The organism is Pseudomonas sp. MYb118 (assembly GCF_040947875.1).
Lineage (GTDB): Bacteria > Pseudomonadota > Gammaproteobacteria > Pseudomonadales > Pseudomonadaceae > Aquipseudomonas.
In genome coordinates, this window is the sequence record NZ_JBFRXN010000004.1 from 526846 (window position 1) to 544300 (window position 17455).

The window sequence follows — 17455 nt, forward strand, 5'->3', positions numbered from 1 at the left end:
TTGGCTCCTTGGCTCTTGATTGGCAAGCATGTCCAGGGAGTTGCAGCGTTTGTGCCAGCATTCGCTATTTATAATTCTCCTTATAAATCAATTATTTAATTTTTTTAGCCATTTTTGCTTTCGTGCAATCTGCATGAACGGCCATCGTGCATCCTGCATTTTGCGTGATGAGCGTCGCTTGCACGGAACCATTTGAACCTTTGATGTTCACGTCGGCGGCACCCGCGTTTGCGGATACAAAACATTGCAAAAACCGCGTGTACAGCGCCAGAACCGTTGACGTATTTTCGGGCTCAATCACCGTTGACCGACTATAAGAAGATCGAACGGGAGCCTGCATGCGCGACACCACGAACGACACGATCACCTGGAGCATGATGCTCCGCAAACTGCCTGCGATTGCCAAAGCCATACCCAGAGTGGTGAGGGGCATGCAGGCGGCGAACGTCAAGGACCCGACCCAGACGTGTGGCCTGGGCTGGAGTTTCGAGCAGGCAACCCTGCGCAACCCCGATGGCCCGGCCCTGCTGCAAGGGGAAGTGGTGCTCAGCTACCGGCAGGTCAACCAGTGGGCCAATCGCATTGCCCATCATCTGATCGCCCAGGGCATCGGCAAGGGCGATGTGGTGGCGGTGTTCATCGACAACCGCCCGGAATTGCTGGTGACGATCCTCGCGGTGGCCAAGGTCGGCGCGGTCAGTGCTTTGCTCAACACCGCGCAAACCCGCGACACCCTGCTGCACAGCCTGAACCTGGTGGCGCCGGTGGCGATCATCGTCGGCGAAGAACTGCTGCCGGCGTATTCGGCGGTTCGTCCGCAGCTGGCGATTGAGGCGCAACGGACCTGGTTCGTCGCCGACCAGGACACTTCGCGCCAGCCCGGCATTGCCCCGGACGGCTTCATCAACCTCATGAGTGCGGCGCTCGACGAGCCAGAGGGTAACCCCGCCAGCAGCCAGCAGGTGTTTTTCGACGATCCCTGTTTTTACATCTACACCTCGGGCACCACCGGCCTGCCCAAGGCCGGAGTGTTCAAGCATGGCCGCTGGATGCGCAGCTCCGCGAGTTTCGGCCAGATCGCCCTGGACATGCGCCCCGACGACATCCTCTATTGCACCTTGCCGCTGTACCACGCCACCGGGCTTTGCGTGTGCTGGGGCTCGGCGGTCAGCGGGGCGTCGGGGTTCGCCATCCGCCGCAAGTTCAGCGCCAGCCAGTTCTGGGGGGACGTGCGGGCCTACCGGGCGACCACCATCGGCTACGTCGGCGAATTGTGTCGCTACCTGGTCGACCAGCCGGCCTGTGCCGACGACAATCGCCACGGCGTGACGCGGATGATCGGCAACGGCCTGCGCCCCGGCGCGTGGCATGAGTTCAAGACGCGCTTTGGCGTGCGGCACATCTGCGAGTTGTACGCTGCCAGCGACGGCAACATCGGTTTCACCAACGTGCTCAACTTCGACAACACCGTGGGTTTTTCGCTGATGTCCTGGGAACTGGCTGCCTATGACCACGACAGTGGCTTGCCGCTGCGCGATGCCACGGGTTTCATGCGCAAGGTGTCCAAGGGTGAGCGCGGGCTGTTGCTGGCGAAGATCGACGACAAGGCGCCGCTGGACGGTTACACCGACCCGCAGAAGACCGAGAAAGTCGTGCTGCACGACGTGTTCGAGAAGGGCGACCGCTACTTCAACACCGGCGACCTGTTGCGCAACATCGGGTTTGGCCATGCCCAGTTCGTCGACCGCCTGGGCGATACCTATCGCTGGAAGGGCGAAAACGTGTCCACCACCGAGGTCGAGAACATTCTGTTGCAACACCCGAACATCTGCGAAGCCGTGGCCTATGGCGTGGAAGTGCATAACACCAACGGGCGCGCGGGCATGGCGGCGATCACTCCCGCCGAGTCCCTGGCGACCCTGGATTTCAGCGAGCTGCTGGCCTTTACCCGCGAACGCATGCCGGCCTACGCGGTGCCGCTGTTTCTGCGGGTGAAGGTGAAAATGGAAACCACCGGCACGTTCAAATACCAGAAGACCCGGCTCAAGGATGAAGCCTTCGACCCGGGCAAAACCGGCGACGACCCGATCTATGCCTGGCTGCCGGGCAGCGACACCTATGTGCAGGTCACCGAACAGTTGCTGGCGCAGATTCACGGCGGGCACTTCCGTTATTGACGGCGGCTATGGCGCGACTTGAGAAAAAACAAGTGACAGGCCTGGGGGCTCTCGGGAAACTGTCGGCTTTGCGAATAACTGTGAATGGAGTTTCCAATGTCCGACCAAGGCCGCCAGATGACCCCGGAAGAAGCCGCCGAATTTGCCGAGCAGGTCTTCAACAAGGCACGCGAAGGGGATGCGGCGATGATGGCCGCGCTGCTGAGCAAAGGCCTGCCCGCCAACCTGCGCAACCACAAGGGCGACACCCTGCTGATGCTTGCCGCCTACCATGGCCATGTCGACACGGTGAAAGTGTTGCTCGAACACAAGGCCGATCCGGAAATTCGCAACGACAACGGCCAAAGCCCGATTGCCGGCGCCGCGTTCAAGGGTGACCTGGCGGTGGTCACGGCGCTGGTGGAGGGGGGCGCGCAGGTAGAAGGCTCGTCGTTCGACGGCCGCACGGCACTGATGATGGCGGCGATGTTCAACCGCGTGGCAATCGTCGACTACCTGATCAGCAAAGGCGCTGACCCCAAGGCCAAGGACGCCAACGGCGTGTCGGCGCTGGACGCGGCGAAAACCATGGGCGCGGTCGATACCACGGCGCAATTGCAGAAGTTGTTGGGCTGATTCTGTTTCTAAAAGTCAGTGAGCAACTTTTGTGGGAGCGGGCTTGCTCGCGAAGGCGGTGTGTCAGTTTACAAATGTGCTGACTGACACACCGCCTTCGCGAGCAAGCCCGCTCCCACAGTTCTTCAGCCCCACGACTCAGTAAACCCAAACCTCAACCCGCCGATTTTTGATCCGCCCTTCATCGGCGCTGTTCGCCGCCACCGGCATCTCGGCGCCGAACCCGCGAATCTCGCGGAACACCACGCCGTTTTTCACCAGTTCGCGGCGCACCGCCATGGCCCGCAGTTTTGACAGCAGGTCGGCGCGGGCCGGGTCGCTCTTGGCATCGCCAAAGCCTACCAGCGTGACCAGGCGCTCGGTCTTGCCGTGCTGGCGCAGGTAATCGAGCACCCGCGTCAGGTCCTGCAAGGCCTTGTTGTCCAGGCTGGCGCTGCCTTCTTCGAAGCGAAAGTTCACGCTCAGGCGCTGGGCGTGGCGGCTGATCGCCTGATAACCCTCGGGCATCAGCGCGTTCGGTGCGACGCTCATGGCCTGCACGGTCTGGGCAATGAAACCGTTGTCGGCGACGATCGCCTGGCCCTTGGCGCTCTGGGCGAAGGTCACCAGGGCTTCGGCCCAGGGGTTCTTGCCGTTGGGCGGCAGGTACAGGAACAGCCGGCGCGAGAGGGGGTAGTCCTCGGTGGCAATCAGGCTGCTGAGCGGCATCATGGCCTGGGACTGGCCATCGACAATGGCCACAGCCTTGGCCTTGCGCACGTACGGCAGGCCGATGAAACCGATGCCCTGCGGGTCGAGGCTGACCGCGTCGGACAATTGCTCGCTGGACTCGAAGCGTTTGGCTGCGCCGCCCAGGCTCTTGCCGCGACGGCTGAGCACCAGTTCCTTGAAGGTGTCGTAGGTGCCCGACTGATCATCGCGGGCGTACAGGTGGATCGGTCCGCCGTGGCCGCCGAGTTCTTCCCAGGTTTTTGCCTCGCCGCTGAAGATCCGCGCCAGTTGCTCGGTGTTGAGTTGCGTCAGCGGGTTTTGCGGATGAAGGATGATGGCCAGGCCGTCGATGGCGATCACCTGCTCGGCGCCGGGGCTCTTGAGGTCGCCACGGGAGGCGAGGGCCAGCACTTCGCTGTCCTTGATCGGGCGTGATGAGGCGGCGAGGTCCGCCGTGGCGTTTTTCAGCGCGGCGAACCCGGTGCTCGAACCGTGTGCGGCAATTTCCACCTCGACCCGCTGCCCCTGCAGCGTTTCGCCGACCACGCGCAGTTCGTTGGCGGTGTCCGGTGCTTCGCTGTGCACCTTGAGCAAGCCTTGCTCGCGCATCAGCCCTTCAACCAGCGCCGGGCCCAATGCCGCACCGATGGTATTGGAACCCTGGATGCGCAGCGCCGGGCCTTGCGGGGGAATCGGCAAGTCCGCAGCCTGCGCGGTCACCGCGCAGAGCATCAACAGGCAAAAAAAGCGCAGCGACATGCCGGCACCTTGATAAAAGGAAAGAGCCGGGAGATTAAGTCAGTAATGTTTCGGGCAGATGACGGTTGGGTTTACACAGCACCTGTGGGAGCGGGCTTGCTCGCGATTGCGGAGTGTCAGTTGGCACAGCTATCAACTGAAACACCGCCATCGCGGGCAAGCCCGCTCCCACAGGTACGGCGTGATCCCTGTAGGAGCGAGCTTGCTCGCGATGGTAGCAAGGACACCGCAGGGCATCAGACAGCCCGCGTCATCGTTAACGAGCATCGCGAGCAAGCTCGCTCCTACAGTAGTTCCAACCAGATCGGCGCATGGTCCGAGGGTTTTTCCATTCCGCGCAGTTCGTAGTCCACCCCGGCATCCTTCACCCGTGGCAGCAGGCCGTGGGAGGCGAGGATCAGGTCGATGCGCAGGCCGCGCTTGGGTTCGTCCTCGAAACCGCGGCTGCGGTAGTCGAACCAGCTGAAGCGGTCGGCGATGTCCGGGTTCAGGTGGCGGAAGCTGTCGGTCAGGCCCCAGTTCTTCAAGCGCGCCATCCACTCACGCTCTTCCGGCAGGAAGCTGCATTTGCCGGTTTTCAGCCAGCGCTTCATGTTGTCCGGGCCGATGCCGATGTCGCAGTCTTCCGGGGAAATGTTCACGTCGCCCATCACCACCAGCGCCTGGTCATTTTTGAACTGGCTCTCCAGCAGTTGCTGCAAGTCGCTGTAGAAGCGCTGCTTGGCCGGGAACTTGGTCGGGTGGTCGCGGCTTTCGCCCTGGGGGAAGTAGCCGTTCATGATGGTCACCGGCACGCCATTGGCGTCGGCGAAGGTGCCCCAGATGAAACGACGCTGGGCGTCTTCCTCATCGGTGGCAAAACCCTTGTGCAGGGCCAGCGGGGCCAGGCGCGAGAGCAGGGCGACGCCGTAGTGACCCTTCTGCCCGTGGAAATGCACGTGGTAACCCAGCGCCTGGATCTCGTCCAGCGGGAACTGGTCGTCGTGCACCTTGGTTTCCTGCAGGCCGATCACGTCCGGTTGATGCTTTTCGATCAGCGCCGCCAGCTGATGGGGGCGAGCGCGCAGCCCGTTGATGTTGAAGGAGACGATCTTCATGGTCGGCAGTCCTGGCAAAAGGGCGATGCTAGCTGACCTGTGGGATTGGGGCCAGTGTGGGGTGAGCGTTCTGTCTAATCTATATAGGAAGTGACGGCCTCATCGCGAGCAGGCTCGCTCCCACAAGTTGGTCTATACCTGTGTGGGAGCGAGCCCTGCTCGCGAGCTTTTCCACGCCATCACACCGATCTAAGAGCAAAACGGAACTGCATCACCACCCAAACGCTCGTACCAATAAGAACACAGCCACCCAAACTGTGCCGGGGAGATCCACCGCATGCCTGAAACCTCAACCGCCGCCATCCACATGCTCGACAGCGGCTATTCCCGCGAAGCCCGCTCGCTGCTGTACCAGGCGTACCGGCACGAGCCGACCTTCGGTTATCTGTTCGAAGCCGAACGCCCGGGTTACGAGCAGCGGGTGCGCGCCACCGTGCGCGAACTGGTCAAACAGCATTTTCTCCAGGATCTGCCGGCCATCGGCCTGCTGGTCAACGACCGGTTGATCGGCATCGCATTGATCGCGCCGCCGCAACGGCGCCTGGGCATCACCGAAAGCTGGGCCTGGCGCCTGCGCATGGTGCTCAGCACCGGCTTTCGCTGCACCCGGCGCTACCTCGAGTACCACGATGCGGTGATGGCCTGCGTGCCATCCGATTCGGTGCATCTGCTGCCCCTGCTGGGCATTCACCCGCAATTCCAGGGCCAGCACTTCGGCGAACAACTGCTGCAAGCGGTGCACAACTGGTGCGCGGTGGATGAACATTCCCAGGGCGTGGTGCTCGATACCGGCAACCCGCGTTACCTGGATTTCTACAAGCGCCAGGGCTATGAGGAAATCGGTGAGGTGGCCGTCGGACCGATCCGCGAGCATGTGTTTTTCCATGCCAATCCGCAGGTGCTGCAAAGCGCCTCGGCATAAACGGTAGAACTTTCGCGCCACGCGAGGTTCTATCACGCTCCCAAGCTCGTGTTAGCATCCGCGCCTATGACGTTTCCAGGAAGAATCACCAGCGCCGTGCTGATGCTGTTCACCAGCTGCGCGGCGTTGGCGCAAAGTGAATTGGATGTGCGGATCAAACCGTCCAACGACGAGCTGAAAGCCAATATCGAAGGCTACATCGGCAGCCTCGGCGATCGCGACGAAGAAGCCTTGCTGCGCTTCAGCCGTGGCGCCGAGGAACAGGCGCGCAAGGCTGCCCAGGCCCTGGGCTATTACCAGCCGCAGATCGACAGCGACGTGAAGGGCGGCAAGAATCCGCGCCTGATCCTTAATATCGAACCCGGCGAGCCGATCCACTTGCGCGAAGTCACGGTGCGCATCGACGGCCCGGCGGCCTCGCTGAAAGCCTTCAAGGTCCCGAAAAGCGCGGCGCTGAAAACCGGCGCGGTGCTCAACCATGGGCATTACGAAGACGCCAAGCGGCTGATCCAGAACCAGGCGTCGCGTTATGGCTTCTTCAGCGGCCGTTTAACCCGGCAGAAACTGGCCATCGACCCGCGCGCGGGTGTCGCCGATATCGAACTGGTGTACGACAGCGGCCCGCGTTATGCCCTGGGCAAAGTCAGTTTCGAGGGTGACACACCGTTCGACGAAGACCTGTTGCAACGCATGGTGCCGTTCAAGGCGGGCACGCCGTACGACTCCGAGCTGATCGCCGAACTCAACCGCAACCTGCAATCAAGCGGCTATTTCGAAGGCGTGCGCGTTGACGCGGCGCCGACCGCGTCCAAGGAAGACGTGATCCCGGTGGACGTCAAACTGGAGACCCGCAAACCGCGCACCATGGGGCTCGGCCTGGGTTACTCGACCGACGTCGGCCCGCGGGTCAAGGCCAACTGGACCCGACACTGGGTCAACCCCCAGGGCCACAGCTATGGCTGGGAAACCGAAATTTCCGCACCGCGGCAGAACGTCGGGGTGTTCTACGACATTCCACTGGACCCGCCGCTGACCGACAAGCTGCGTTTCGCCGGTGGTTATCAGAACGAAGAAATCGCCGACAAGGACAGCCTCAGCAAATTGCTGACCCTGGGCCCCGAGTGGCACAGCAAGTTGCCCAGCGGCTGGCAGCGGGTGGTGTCGCTGAAATGGCAACGCGAAGAATATCGCCTGGGTGACGACTCCGGGCTCAGCACTTTGCTGATGCCCGGTGTGAGCTATTCGTACCTCAAGAGCGACAACCGCATCGACCCGCACAACGGCTATCGCCTGGAGTTCGACACCAAGGTCGCCAAAGTGGGCCTGGGGTCGGACAACAACCTGCTTTATGGCACCGCCCTGGTCAAAGGCCTGACCACGGTCTTCGACAAACACCGCTTCCTGGGCCGGATGCAGGTCGGCGGCAGCGCTACCAATGGCTACAAGTCGGTTCCGCCGTCGCTGCGCTTCTTCGCCGGTGGCGATCAGAGCGTGCGTGGCTACGACTACCAGAGCCTGTCGCCGGAAAACTCCGAGGGCGACCGCATCGGTGGCCGCTACATGGTGGCCGCCAGCGTCGAGTATCAATATTCCATCGCCGAAAAATGGCGGGTCGCGACGTTCATCGACCAGGGCAACTCCTTCAACAAACTCGAACTGCCCAACCTCAAGACCGGGGTCGGTATCGGCGTGCGCTGGGTTTCGCCGGTGGGGCCGATCCGCCTCGACCTGGCCCACGCAATGGACGATGACGGCGGCATTCGATTGCACTTTTCCATGGGGCCCGAGTTGTGAAGCGTGGTTTGAAAATTTCCCTGCTGGCGATTCTGGCGCTGCTGATGCTGTTGCTGCTGGCCGTCACCACCGTGCTGGGCACGGCGACGGGCAGCCGCTGGGCGCTGGGCTTGGTGCCGGGTTTGTCGGTGGAGAATTTCCAGGGCCGCCTGGGTGGGCAGTGGAGCGCGGATCATCTGCTGTGGCAGCAGGACGCCAGCCGGGTTGAGCTGGACCGGGTGATTTTCGCCTGGTCGCCCCTGTGCCTGACGCGCATGACCCTGTGCATCGAACAGTTGAAGACCGATCAGGTCAGCCTGCAATTCCCGCCGGGGCCGGAAGAGGGCGGCAGCGGCCCGATCAGCCTGCCGGACCTGAAGTTGCCACTGGCCCTGGAACTGGGCGACGTGCAGGTCGGTCGCCTGCTGTTCAACGGCAGCGAGGAACTCAAGGGCCTGCAACTGGCGGCGCACTGGACCGCTCAGGGCATGCAGATCGACGCGGTGCAGTTGCAACGGGACGACATCAGCCTGAAACTGTCCGGCCTGCTGCAACCCACTGGCAACTGGCCGTTGCGCGCAGCGGGTCAACTGCGCCTGGCCACCCCGGCGCCCTGGACCGTGGACCTGAACGTCGACGGCGACCTGCTGGACACCCTGAAACTCAACGCCGACAGCAGTGGTTACCTCGAAGGCCAGTTGAGCGGCGAGCTGCAACCGCTGGTGGAAAACCTGCCGGCCAAGGTGCGCATCACGGCGGATGGCTTCAAGCCCAGCGCCGATCTGCCCGACACCCTGCAACTCAACCAGCTGGAACTGACCGGCGAAGGCGACCTGAAAAGCGGCTATCAGTTGCGCGGCAATGCCACTTTGCCGGCTGAACAGGGCCCGGTCGCGCTGGCATTGCAAGGCAAGGTCGACGCCAACGGTGCGCAAATCGCCGGGCTGGACCTCACAGCCAGCGACCAGCAACACCTCAAGCTCACGGGCGTCGTTGACTGGAGCAAGGGCCTGAGCGCCACGGCGAACGTCGACTGGCTGGATTTCCCCTGGCATCGCCTGTATCCGCTGATCGACGAACCGGACGTGACCCTGCGCCGCTTCAACGGCGAAGTCTCCTACACCGACGGTCAGTACCTGGGCAATTTCAAGGCCGCCCTGGATGGCCCGGCCGGGGCATTCAGCCTGAGCAGCCCATTCGCCGGCGACCTGACGACAATCCATCTGCAACAGATCCAGCTCGAAGCCGGGCAGGGCAAGGCCGAAGGTCACCTGAACCTGCAATTTGCCGATGGCATTGCCTGGGACACTGCGCTCGACCTGTCGGCCATCAACCCGGCGTACTGGGTCGCCGAGTTGCCAGGCGTGCTGGCCGGCCCCTTGCGCAGCAAAGGTGAACTGAAAAACGACACGCTCAGCCTCAATGCCGATCTCGACCTCAAGGGCAAACTGCGGGGCCAGCCTGCGGTGATCCAGGCCAAGGCCGATGGCGGTGGTGAGCAATGGAACCTCAGCGCGCTGCAAGTGCGCCTGGGCGATAACAGCATCAGCGGCCAGGGCAGCCTGCACCAGCGACTCGCCGGGCAGGTGGATCTCAAGCTGCCGCGCCTGGCCCAGCTCTGGCCACAGCTGCGCGGGCAACTCAATGGCCGGATCGACCTCGCCGGCACGCTCAAGGCGCCCCAGGGCAAACTCGGGCTGCAGGGCACGCAACTGGCGTTTCAGGACAACCGCCTGCAAAGCCTCAACCTCGACGCCACCCTCGACAATGCGCAGCGAGCCAAAGTCGATCTCAAGGGCAGCGGTATCCAGGTCGGCGACACCGCGCTGGGCACGCTGACCGCCAGCGGCCAGGGCGATATCAGGAAACAGCAGCTGACCCTCGACCTGCAAGGCCCGAAATTGAAACTGGCCCTGGGCCTCGATGGCGCACTGGACAAGGGCAACTGGCGCGGGCGCCTGGCCAGCGGTGACATCCAGGCCGGTGGCCAGGACTGGAGGCTGCAAGGCCCGGCGAAACTCGAACGGCTGGCCGACGGCAAGATCAACTTCGGCGCCCATTGCTGGATGTCCGGCGCGGCCAGCCTGTGCGGCGAGGACCAGCGTCTGATGCCGGAGCCGAAGCTGCGTTATCACCTCAAGCAATTCCCCATCGAGAGTCTGGCGCAGTGGTTGCCCAAGGATTTCGCCTGGAAGGGCGTGCTCAATGCTGACGTGCAACTGGACCTGCCGGCCAGCGGCCCGAATGGCGTGATCAGCCTGGATGCCAGCGGCGGCACCTTGCGTATCAAGGAAAAGGACCAGTGGCTGGACTTTCCCTACCAGACCCTGCGGCTCAACAGCAAACTCACGCCCAAGCGCATCGACAGCGAGCTGAACTTCGTCGGTGAAAAGCTCGGCGAACTGAACGTACAGGCGCAGATCAATCCGCTGGCGAAGAACAAACCGCTCAATGGCTCGTTCCGCCTCAGTGGCCTCGATCTGTCGGTGGCGCGACCGTTCGTGCCAATGGTCGAGAAAATCGGCGGACGCCTCAACGGCAGCGGCACCCTCGCCGGGACGCTGATGGCGCCGCTGGTCAACGGCAATCTGTTGCTCAGCGATGGCGAGGTCTCTGGTCCCGAGTTGCCGATGGAACTGCAAGACCTGCGGGTGCAAGCGCTCATCGCCGGCGAAACCGTGCAACTGAACGGTGGCTGGAAAAGCGGCAAGAGCGGGCAGGGCAGCCTCAGCGGCGACATTGCCTGGGGCCAGGCGCTGGTAGTGGACCTGGCGCTCAAGGGCACGCAGTTGCCGGTGACGGTCGAGCCCTACGCCAAGCTCGAGGTCGAGCCGGACCTGAAAATCTCGATGAAGGGCGAAGAACTGGCGGTCGCCGGCAAGGTCCGTGTGCCTCGCGGCGAAATCACCGTGCGCGAATTGCCGCCATCGACGGTCAAGCTGTCGGATGATGCGGTGATCATCGGCGAGCAGACCGAAGAGGGCAAACCGCCGGTGGCCATGAAAATGGACATTGACGTGCAGGTCGGCGAGGACAAGCTGAGCTTTGCCGGATTCGGCCTGACCGCCAACGTGCAGGGCCACGTGCACATCGGCGACAACCTCGACACCCGTGGCGAACTGTGGCTCAACGACGGGCGTTATCGCGCCTACGGCCAGCGCCTGAGCGTGCGCCGGGCACGCCTGTTGTTTGCCGGGCCCATCGACCAGCCGTACCTGGATATCGAAGCGATTCGCCAGACCGATGACGTGATCGCCGGCATTCGCCTGAGCGGCAGCGCCGAGCAGCCGACCACGCAGATCTTCTCGGAACCGGCGATGAGCCAGGAGCAGGCCCTGTCCTACCTGGTACTGGGGCGTCCGCTGAGCACCACCGGCGAAGACAACAACATGCTCGCGCAGGCGGCGCTGGGGCTGGGCCTGATGGGCAGTTCCGGGGTCACCGGCAAGCTGGCCAGCGACCTGGGCATCGACGACTTCCAGCTCGACACCGAAGGCAGCGGTAACACCACCAGCGTGGTGGCCAGCGGCAACCTTTCGGAAAAACTCAGCCTGCGTTATGGCGTCGGCGTGTTCGAGCCGGCCAACACCATCGCCCTGCGCTACAAGCTGAGCAAGAAGGTCTATCTCGAAGCGGCGGGCGGCGTAGCCAGCTCGCTGGACATCTTCTACAAGCGGGATTTCTAGGCCCGTTTTCCCAAGGAAACCGCGTCGCCGCTGGCGGCGTCGCGGTCCTGCCTGACATCAAACTGTCATTCATCTATCGCGTGAACGCCATGTTCGCTGAGTAAGGTCCTCGCCAATGAGAACGATCTCAAGCGAGTGACAATGACCGATTTGAAAGATGTTGCACGACTGGCCGGGGTGTCCCGGGCGACCGCTGCGCGCACCTTCGCTTCCCCGGAAGTGGTGCGCCCGGCGACCCGCGAGCAGGTGTTCGCCGCCGCCCGCGAACTGGGTTTCCGGCCCAATCGTCTGGGCCGCCAACTGCGCCTGCAAACCACCAACCTGATCGGGGTGGTGGTGCCCAACCTGCTCAACCCGGTGTTCGCCGAACAGTTCCAGGCCATGGAACAGGCGGCGCGCCTGCGTGGCTACAACCTGCTGCTGGCCACCACCGACTACGACAGCGAGCGCGAAAGCGCGGTGGTCGAGGAACTGCTGCGCCAGCGGGTCGACGGGCTGGTGCTGACCGTTACCGATGCGCAAAGCAATCGCGTGCTGCAAAGCCTGGCCAGTGAGGACACACCCTTCGTGCTGGCCTATCACCAACCGGGCAACCCGGAGTACAGCGCGGTGTCGGTGGACAACCGTAACGGCATGGCCCTGGCCACACGTTACCTGCTGGACGCCGGACACACGCGCATCGGCATGGTCGCCGGCCCCGCGTTGCAGTCGGACCGCGCACGCCTGCGTTACGCCGGTTACTGCGATGCCATGGCCGAACAGGGCCTGGGCAGCCTGCCGGTGATCGAAATGCCGGCACATACCCAGGCCGATTTCGCCGCCCTCGAACCGTTCCTGTCCGGGCCCCAGGCCCCCAGCGCACTGGTGTGCTCCAACGACCTGCTGGCGATCAGCCTGATCGCCGAACTGCGCCGCAATGGCTGGAACGTGCCGCAGCAACTGTCGGTGGTGGGTTTCGACGGCATTGCCCTGGGCACGCAAATGCACCCGACGCTGTGCACGGTGGTGCAGCCGATCGCCACCCTGGCCAGCACCGTGATCGAGCAATTGCTGGCGCAGATCGCCGGTGCCGCCCCGGTTTCCCATTGCCTGCCTTGCCATGTCCGGCCGGGTGAAAGTACTCAACCCTACAAGGAGTCGCTCGATGATCCGCTTCACTAAAACCCTGGCGGCCTTAGGCCTGTGCGCCTTGGCCAGCCTGGCCCAGGCTGCCGAAACCGCGATCTGCTACAACTGCCCGCCGGAATGGGCGGACTGGGGCACGCAGCTCAAGGCGATCGCCGACAGCACCGGCGTGCAAGTGCCGCTGGACAACAAGAACTCCGGCCAGTCCCTGGCGCAACTGGTGGCCGAGCAGGCCGCTCCGGTGGCGGACGTGGTGTATTACGGCGTGACCTTCGGTTTACAGGCGCAGAAGGCCGGCGTGGTCGGCACCTACAAACCCAAGGGTTGGGAGCAGATTCCCACTGGCCTGAAGGACCCGCAGGGCCACTGGTTCGCGATTCATTCCGGCACCCTTGGCATCATGGTCAACGTCGATGCCCTGGGTGGCTTGCCGGTGCCGCAGAGCTGGGCTGACCTGCTCAAGCCTGAGTACAAGGGCATGGTCGGTTACCTCGATCCATCCAGCGCTTTCGTCGGCTACGTGTCGGCGGTGGCGATCAACCGTGCCATGGGCGGCGACCTGGACAACTTCGCGCCGGCCATCGACTACTTCCGCAAACTGGCGAAAAACGCGCCCATCGTGCCGAAACAGACCGCTTATGCGCGGGTGCTGTCGGGCGAGCTGCCGATCCTGGTCGACTACGACTTCAACGCTTACCGCGCCCGCTACAAGGACAAGGCCAACGTCGCGTTCGTCATCCCCCAGGAAGGCAGTGTCAGCGTGCCTTACGTGATGAGCCTGGTGGGCAACGCGCCGCACCGGGGCAACGCCGAGAAGGTGCTGGATTTTGTCCTGTCCGATGAAGGCCAGGCGTTGTGGGCCAAGGCCTACCTGCGCCCGGTGCGGCAGATGAAGATGCCGGCTGACGTCGCCGCGCAGTTCCTGCCGGACAGCGACTATGCCCGCGCTGGCGTGGTCGACTACGAAAAAATGGCCGCGGTGCAGGAAGCCTTCGCCGCGCTTTACCTGAGCGAGGTCAAGTAAGTGACGACTGTGCGGCTCAGCGCGCTGGGCGTTTCGCCTGGCCGTGATATCTGGCGGCGCCTGCGTCCGACCGCTGCCTGGGCGCTGGCCCCGGCGGCGGCAGTGTTGCTGGCGTTCTGGTTGCTGCCATTGGCGCAGTTGATGGTGCTCGGCGGGCAATCACGTGAAGGCAGCGCCAGCGGCTACTGGCAAGTGCTGGGCAGCGCGCAATACCTGGGCAGCCTGGCGCAGACCTGCGTGTTGGCGCTGGTGGTGACGTTCGCGGCCTTGCTGGTGGGCGGCATCAGCGGGGTGTTCCTGGCGCGCCAGCAATTCTTCGGGCGCTCGGCGCTGGTGGCCTTGCTGACCTTTCCGCTGGCCTTTCCTGGAGTAGTGGTGGGTTTTCTGGTGATCCTGCTGGCCGGTCGCCAAGGCCTGTTCGCCACTTTGGGCATGCAGCTGGCCGGCGAACGCTGGGTGTTCGCCTACTCGCTGGTGGGGTTGTTCCTGGGGTACCTGTACTTCTCGATCCCGCGGGTGATCCTCACGGTGATGGCCGCCTGTGAAAGCCTCGACACCAGCCTGGAGGAGGCCGCGCGCTCGCTGGGCGCCGGTTCCTGGCGGGTGGTGTGGGACGTGATCGTGCCGGGGCTGGCGCCGGCGCTGGTGTCGTGCGGGGCGATCTGTTTCGCCACCTCGATGGGCGCCTTTGGCACCGCGTTCACCCTTGGCACGCAACTGAATGTCACGCCCGTGGCGATCTACAACGTGTTCACCAACTACGCCAACTTCACCGTGGCCGCCGCGCTGTCGGTGATCCTAGGGGCGTTGACGTGGGCGGTGCTGTTGCTGGCCCGCAAGCTGGCCAAGCAATCGGGGACGGTCCTGTGAAGCGCTCGACACTGTTTTTCGCCCAACTGCTTTTTACCCTGCTGGTCTGCGCCTTCATGCTGGTGCCGGTGCTGCTGTCGTTGCTGGCCGGGCTGACCCGCAACTATTTTGTCGGCGTCTCCAGCGGCCTGACGTTCGACTGGCTGATCCAGGTCTGGCAGGCCTATTCGCCGACGGTCTGGCTGTCGCTGCAATTGGCCGTGGCCTGTGCGGTGTGCGTCTGCGTGATCGGCGTGCCGGCGGCCTATGCCCTGGTGCGCATGAACAACCGCTTCAGCCGGGCCTTCGAAGAGCTGATGGTGCTACCGGTGGCGATGCCCGGCCTCGCCAGTGCCCTGGCCCTGTTGCTGACCTACGGGCAGTTCGGCGAACTGCGCCGCAGCTGGCTGTTCATCCTGGTCGGGCATGTGCTGTTCACCTTGCCGTTCCTGGTGCGCCCGGTCATGGCCGTGATGCAGCGCCAGCAACTGCCGACGCTGGAGGAAGCGGCGGCGAGCCTTGGCGCCGGGCCGATCAAGCGTTTCTTCAGCGTGGTGGTGCCCAATTGCCGGGCGGGGATCCTTGCCGGGGTGCTGATGGTCGTCACCCTGTCGCTGGGTGAGTTCAACCTGACCTGGATGCTCCACACCCCCATGACCAAGACCCTGCCGGTGGGCCTGGCCGACAGCTACGCCTCGGCGCGCCTGGAAGTGGCCAGTGCCTACACCCTGATATTCCTGTTGATGATCGTGCCGCTGTTGATTGCGTTGCAGGCCATCAGTGCCCGACTTTCCCGTGGAGAGCGTCGATGAGTGGAACCCCCATTCGCCTGCAGGGCTGCCGTAAGGCATTCTCTGACGGCACCGTTGCTGTAGAAAACCTCAACCTGACCATCGAAGCCGGGGAGACCCTGGCAATCCTCGGCCCGTCGGGCTGTGGCAAAACCACCACGCTGCGCATGATCGCCGGCCTCGAGCGCCCGGACAGCGGGCAGGTGTTCTTCGGCGACAACGACGTCACGCGCCTGCCCATCGAGCGCCGCGACGTGGGCATGGTGTTTCAGAACTATGCGCTGTTTCCCAACCTGGATGTGGCCGGCAACATTGTCTACGGCCTGAAGATTCGCGGCCTGTCAGCTGCCGAACGCAACAAGCGTTGCGCCGAACTGCTGGAACTGGTCGGGTTGCAGGACCACGGCCAACGGCGCATCCATGAACTGTCCGGTGGCCAGCGCCAACGGGTCGCCCTGGCCCGGGCATTGGCGCCCAGGCCGCGGGTGCTGCTGCTCGATGAACCGCTGGCGGCGCTGGATGCGCAACTGCGCGAACGCCTGCGCAGCGAACTCGACCAACTGCTGCGCAGCCTGCGCATCACCTCGGTGTTCGTCACCCACGACCAGGGCGAGGCCATGGCGCTGGGGGACCGGATCCTGGTGATGGAGCGCGGTCGCGTCGCGCAACTGGCCACCCCCCGCGACATCTACCAGCAGCCGGCCAACGCCTTCGTCGCCGGTTTTGTCGGCAACCTCAATGCCTTCCCGGTGCTCGAATCGACGAGCAATGGCTTGAAGGTCAACGGCGGCGAATTGCCGTGGAAGGGCGCACAGGCGCCTTCGACCGTGTATTGCCGCCCCGAGCATTTGCGCGTGATGGACGAGGGTGGGCATTTGCATGGGCGCCTGGTCGGGCAGTTTTTCCAGGGGGCGCAAAGTCGCCTGCTGGTCGACGTCGGTGGCGCACAGCCGTTGCTGGTCGACAGCGCCGAGCACGTCGTGCATGCCACGGGCGCGCTGATCGCCCTGGCCGTCGAGCCGCAAGTTTTGTTCACCCTGCATTCGTAATGTCTTTGCCCAGAGCTCTTATCTTGAACAAGCCGTTTGTTGTTGCGCAGATCAGCGATCTGCACCTGAAAGCCGATCACAAGCTGACCTACGGCGTGGTCGATTGCCTGGGCGCGCTGCGCCGTGCGGTCGATCATCTGAACGCCAGCCAGCCACGCCCCGACATCGTGGTGATCAGTGGCGACCTGGTGGATTTTGGTCGCCCGGAAGAGTACGCCGTGCTCGGCATGGAACTGGCGCGCCTGCACATGCCGTTCTACCTGGTGCCCGGCAACCATGACGTGCGCGAGCATCTGCTGGCGGAGTTCGCCCAGCACGCTTACCTGCCGATCAACGCCCGCGCACCGCTCGACTGGGTGGTGGAAGAGCACCCGGTGCGCCTGATCGGGCTGGACTCGACCATTCCAGGGCAACACGGTGGCCAGGTGCTGGACAGCCAGTTGCTCTGGCTCGATGCGCAACTGTCGCGGCGCCCGGACGTGCCGACGCTGTTGATTCTGCATCACCCGCCATTCATCACCGGTATTGGCCACATGGACCGTGAGCCGTTCATCAATGCCGCCGGGCTGAAATCCGTCGTCGCCCGCCATCCGCAGGTCGAGCGCCTGCTGTGCGGGCATTTGCACCGGCCGATGCAGCGCCGTTTCGGCGGCTCGATCAGTTGCGTGTGCCCCGGCACGTCCCACCAGATCGTGCTGGATTTTCAGGAGTCGGCCCCGGCCCACTTCAACCTGGAACCAGCGGGCTACCTGCTGCATCACTGGCACCCGCAACAGGGCCTGGTGACCCACAACGCCGTGTTTGGCGAGTTCGCCGGGCCTTATCCGTTTTATGACGCTGATGGATTGATCGACTGACCTTGGAAAACCGGGAGGTT

The 17455-nt window shown here is 63.7% G+C and carries 14 protein-coding genes; 11 read left to right on the forward strand and 3 right to left on the reverse strand.

All coding sequences use genetic code 11. The features are described 5' to 3' along the window. Window positions 1-91 precede the first annotated feature (91 nt). Window positions 92-340, reverse strand: coding sequence for a hypothetical protein (locus ABVN20_RS28440; protein WP_368559111.1), 249 nt, complete (start codon window positions 338-340; stop codon window positions 92-94). Between ABVN20_RS28440 and ABVN20_RS28445 the strand changes: the two genes are divergently transcribed. Together ABVN20_RS28445 and ABVN20_RS28450 are read left to right on the forward strand one after the other, a co-directional pair. After that, a complete protein-coding gene (locus tag ABVN20_RS28445; RefSeq protein WP_368559112.1) occupies window positions 339-2177 on the forward strand; it encodes a long-chain-acyl-CoA synthetase in 1839 nt (612 codons plus the stop codon). The genes ABVN20_RS28440 and ABVN20_RS28445 overlap by 2 nt on opposite strands. Window positions 2178-2273: 96 nt before the next feature. After that, the gene (locus ABVN20_RS28450) at window positions 2274-2792 is read left to right on the forward strand and encodes an ankyrin repeat domain-containing protein (RefSeq protein ID WP_368559113.1); all 519 of its coding nucleotides are present in this window, start codon (window positions 2274-2276) and stop codon (window positions 2790-2792) included. 138 nt (window positions 2793-2930) lie between these two features. On the opposite strand, the gene ABVN20_RS28455 is transcribed toward ABVN20_RS28450, so the two are convergent. Both ABVN20_RS28455 and xthA read right to left on the reverse strand, forming a co-directional pair. Next, on the reverse strand, window positions 2931-4262 hold the full coding sequence (locus tag ABVN20_RS28455) for a substrate-binding domain-containing protein (protein ID WP_368559114.1): 1332 nt from the start codon (window positions 4260-4262) through the stop codon (window positions 2931-2933). A 284-nt stretch (window positions 4263-4546) separates the two neighbouring features. Next, the gene (gene xthA / locus ABVN20_RS28460; RefSeq protein ID WP_368559115.1) at window positions 4547-5359 is read right to left on the reverse strand and encodes an exodeoxyribonuclease III; all 813 of its coding nucleotides are present in this window, start codon (window positions 5357-5359) and stop codon (window positions 4547-4549) included. A gap of 277 nt (window positions 5360-5636) precedes the next feature. On the opposite strand from xthA, the gene ABVN20_RS28465 reads away from it, so the two are divergent. The 9 genes from ABVN20_RS28465 to ABVN20_RS28505 all read left to right on the forward strand — a co-directional run bounded on the left by ABVN20_RS28465 (window position 5637) and on the right by ABVN20_RS28505 (window position 17435). Further along, on the forward strand, window positions 5637-6281 hold the full coding sequence (locus ABVN20_RS28465; protein WP_368559116.1) for a GNAT family N-acetyltransferase: 645 nt from the start codon (window positions 5637-5639) through the stop codon (window positions 6279-6281). A gap of 66 nt (window positions 6282-6347) precedes the next feature. Then, a complete protein-coding gene (locus ABVN20_RS28470) occupies window positions 6348-8075 on the forward strand; it encodes an autotransporter assembly complex family protein (protein ID WP_368559117.1) in 1728 nt (575 codons plus the stop codon). Next, window positions 8072-11740, forward strand: coding sequence for a translocation/assembly module TamB domain-containing protein (locus ABVN20_RS28475; protein WP_368559118.1), 3669 nt, complete (start codon window positions 8072-8074; stop codon window positions 11738-11740). Before ABVN20_RS28470 ends, ABVN20_RS28475 begins: the two co-directional genes overlap by 4 nt. A 141-nt stretch (window positions 11741-11881) precedes the next feature. After that, window positions 11882-12901: a LacI family DNA-binding transcriptional regulator gene (locus ABVN20_RS28480; protein WP_368559119.1), complete on the forward strand. Its 1020-nt coding sequence runs from the start codon at window positions 11882-11884 to the stop codon at window positions 12899-12901. After that, entirely contained in the window at window positions 12885-13889 is a 1005-nt protein-coding gene (locus ABVN20_RS28485; RefSeq protein ID WP_368559120.1) for an ABC transporter substrate-binding protein, read from the forward strand. The genes ABVN20_RS28480 and ABVN20_RS28485 overlap by 17 nt, the downstream gene beginning before the upstream one ends. A gap of 48 nt (window positions 13890-13937) precedes the next feature. After that, window positions 13938-14759, forward strand: a complete 822-nt coding sequence (locus ABVN20_RS28490) for an ABC transporter permease (protein WP_368559422.1) — start codon at window positions 13938-13940, stop codon at window positions 14757-14759. After that, window positions 14756-15550 (forward strand): ABC transporter permease, encoded by a 795-nt coding sequence (locus ABVN20_RS28495; protein ID WP_368559121.1) that lies wholly within the window; start codon window positions 14756-14758, stop codon window positions 15548-15550. The genes ABVN20_RS28490 and ABVN20_RS28495 overlap by 4 nt, the downstream gene beginning before the upstream one ends. Beyond that, window positions 15547-16578: an ABC transporter ATP-binding protein gene (locus ABVN20_RS28500; RefSeq protein ID WP_368559122.1), complete on the forward strand. Its 1032-nt coding sequence runs from the start codon at window positions 15547-15549 to the stop codon at window positions 16576-16578. Before ABVN20_RS28495 ends, ABVN20_RS28500 begins: the two co-directional genes overlap by 4 nt. Before the next feature lie 23 nt (window positions 16579-16601). Beyond that, on the forward strand, window positions 16602-17435 hold the full coding sequence (locus ABVN20_RS28505; protein ID WP_368559123.1) for a phosphodiesterase: 834 nt from the start codon (window positions 16602-16604) through the stop codon (window positions 17433-17435). Window positions 17436-17455: the final 20 nt, after the last annotated feature.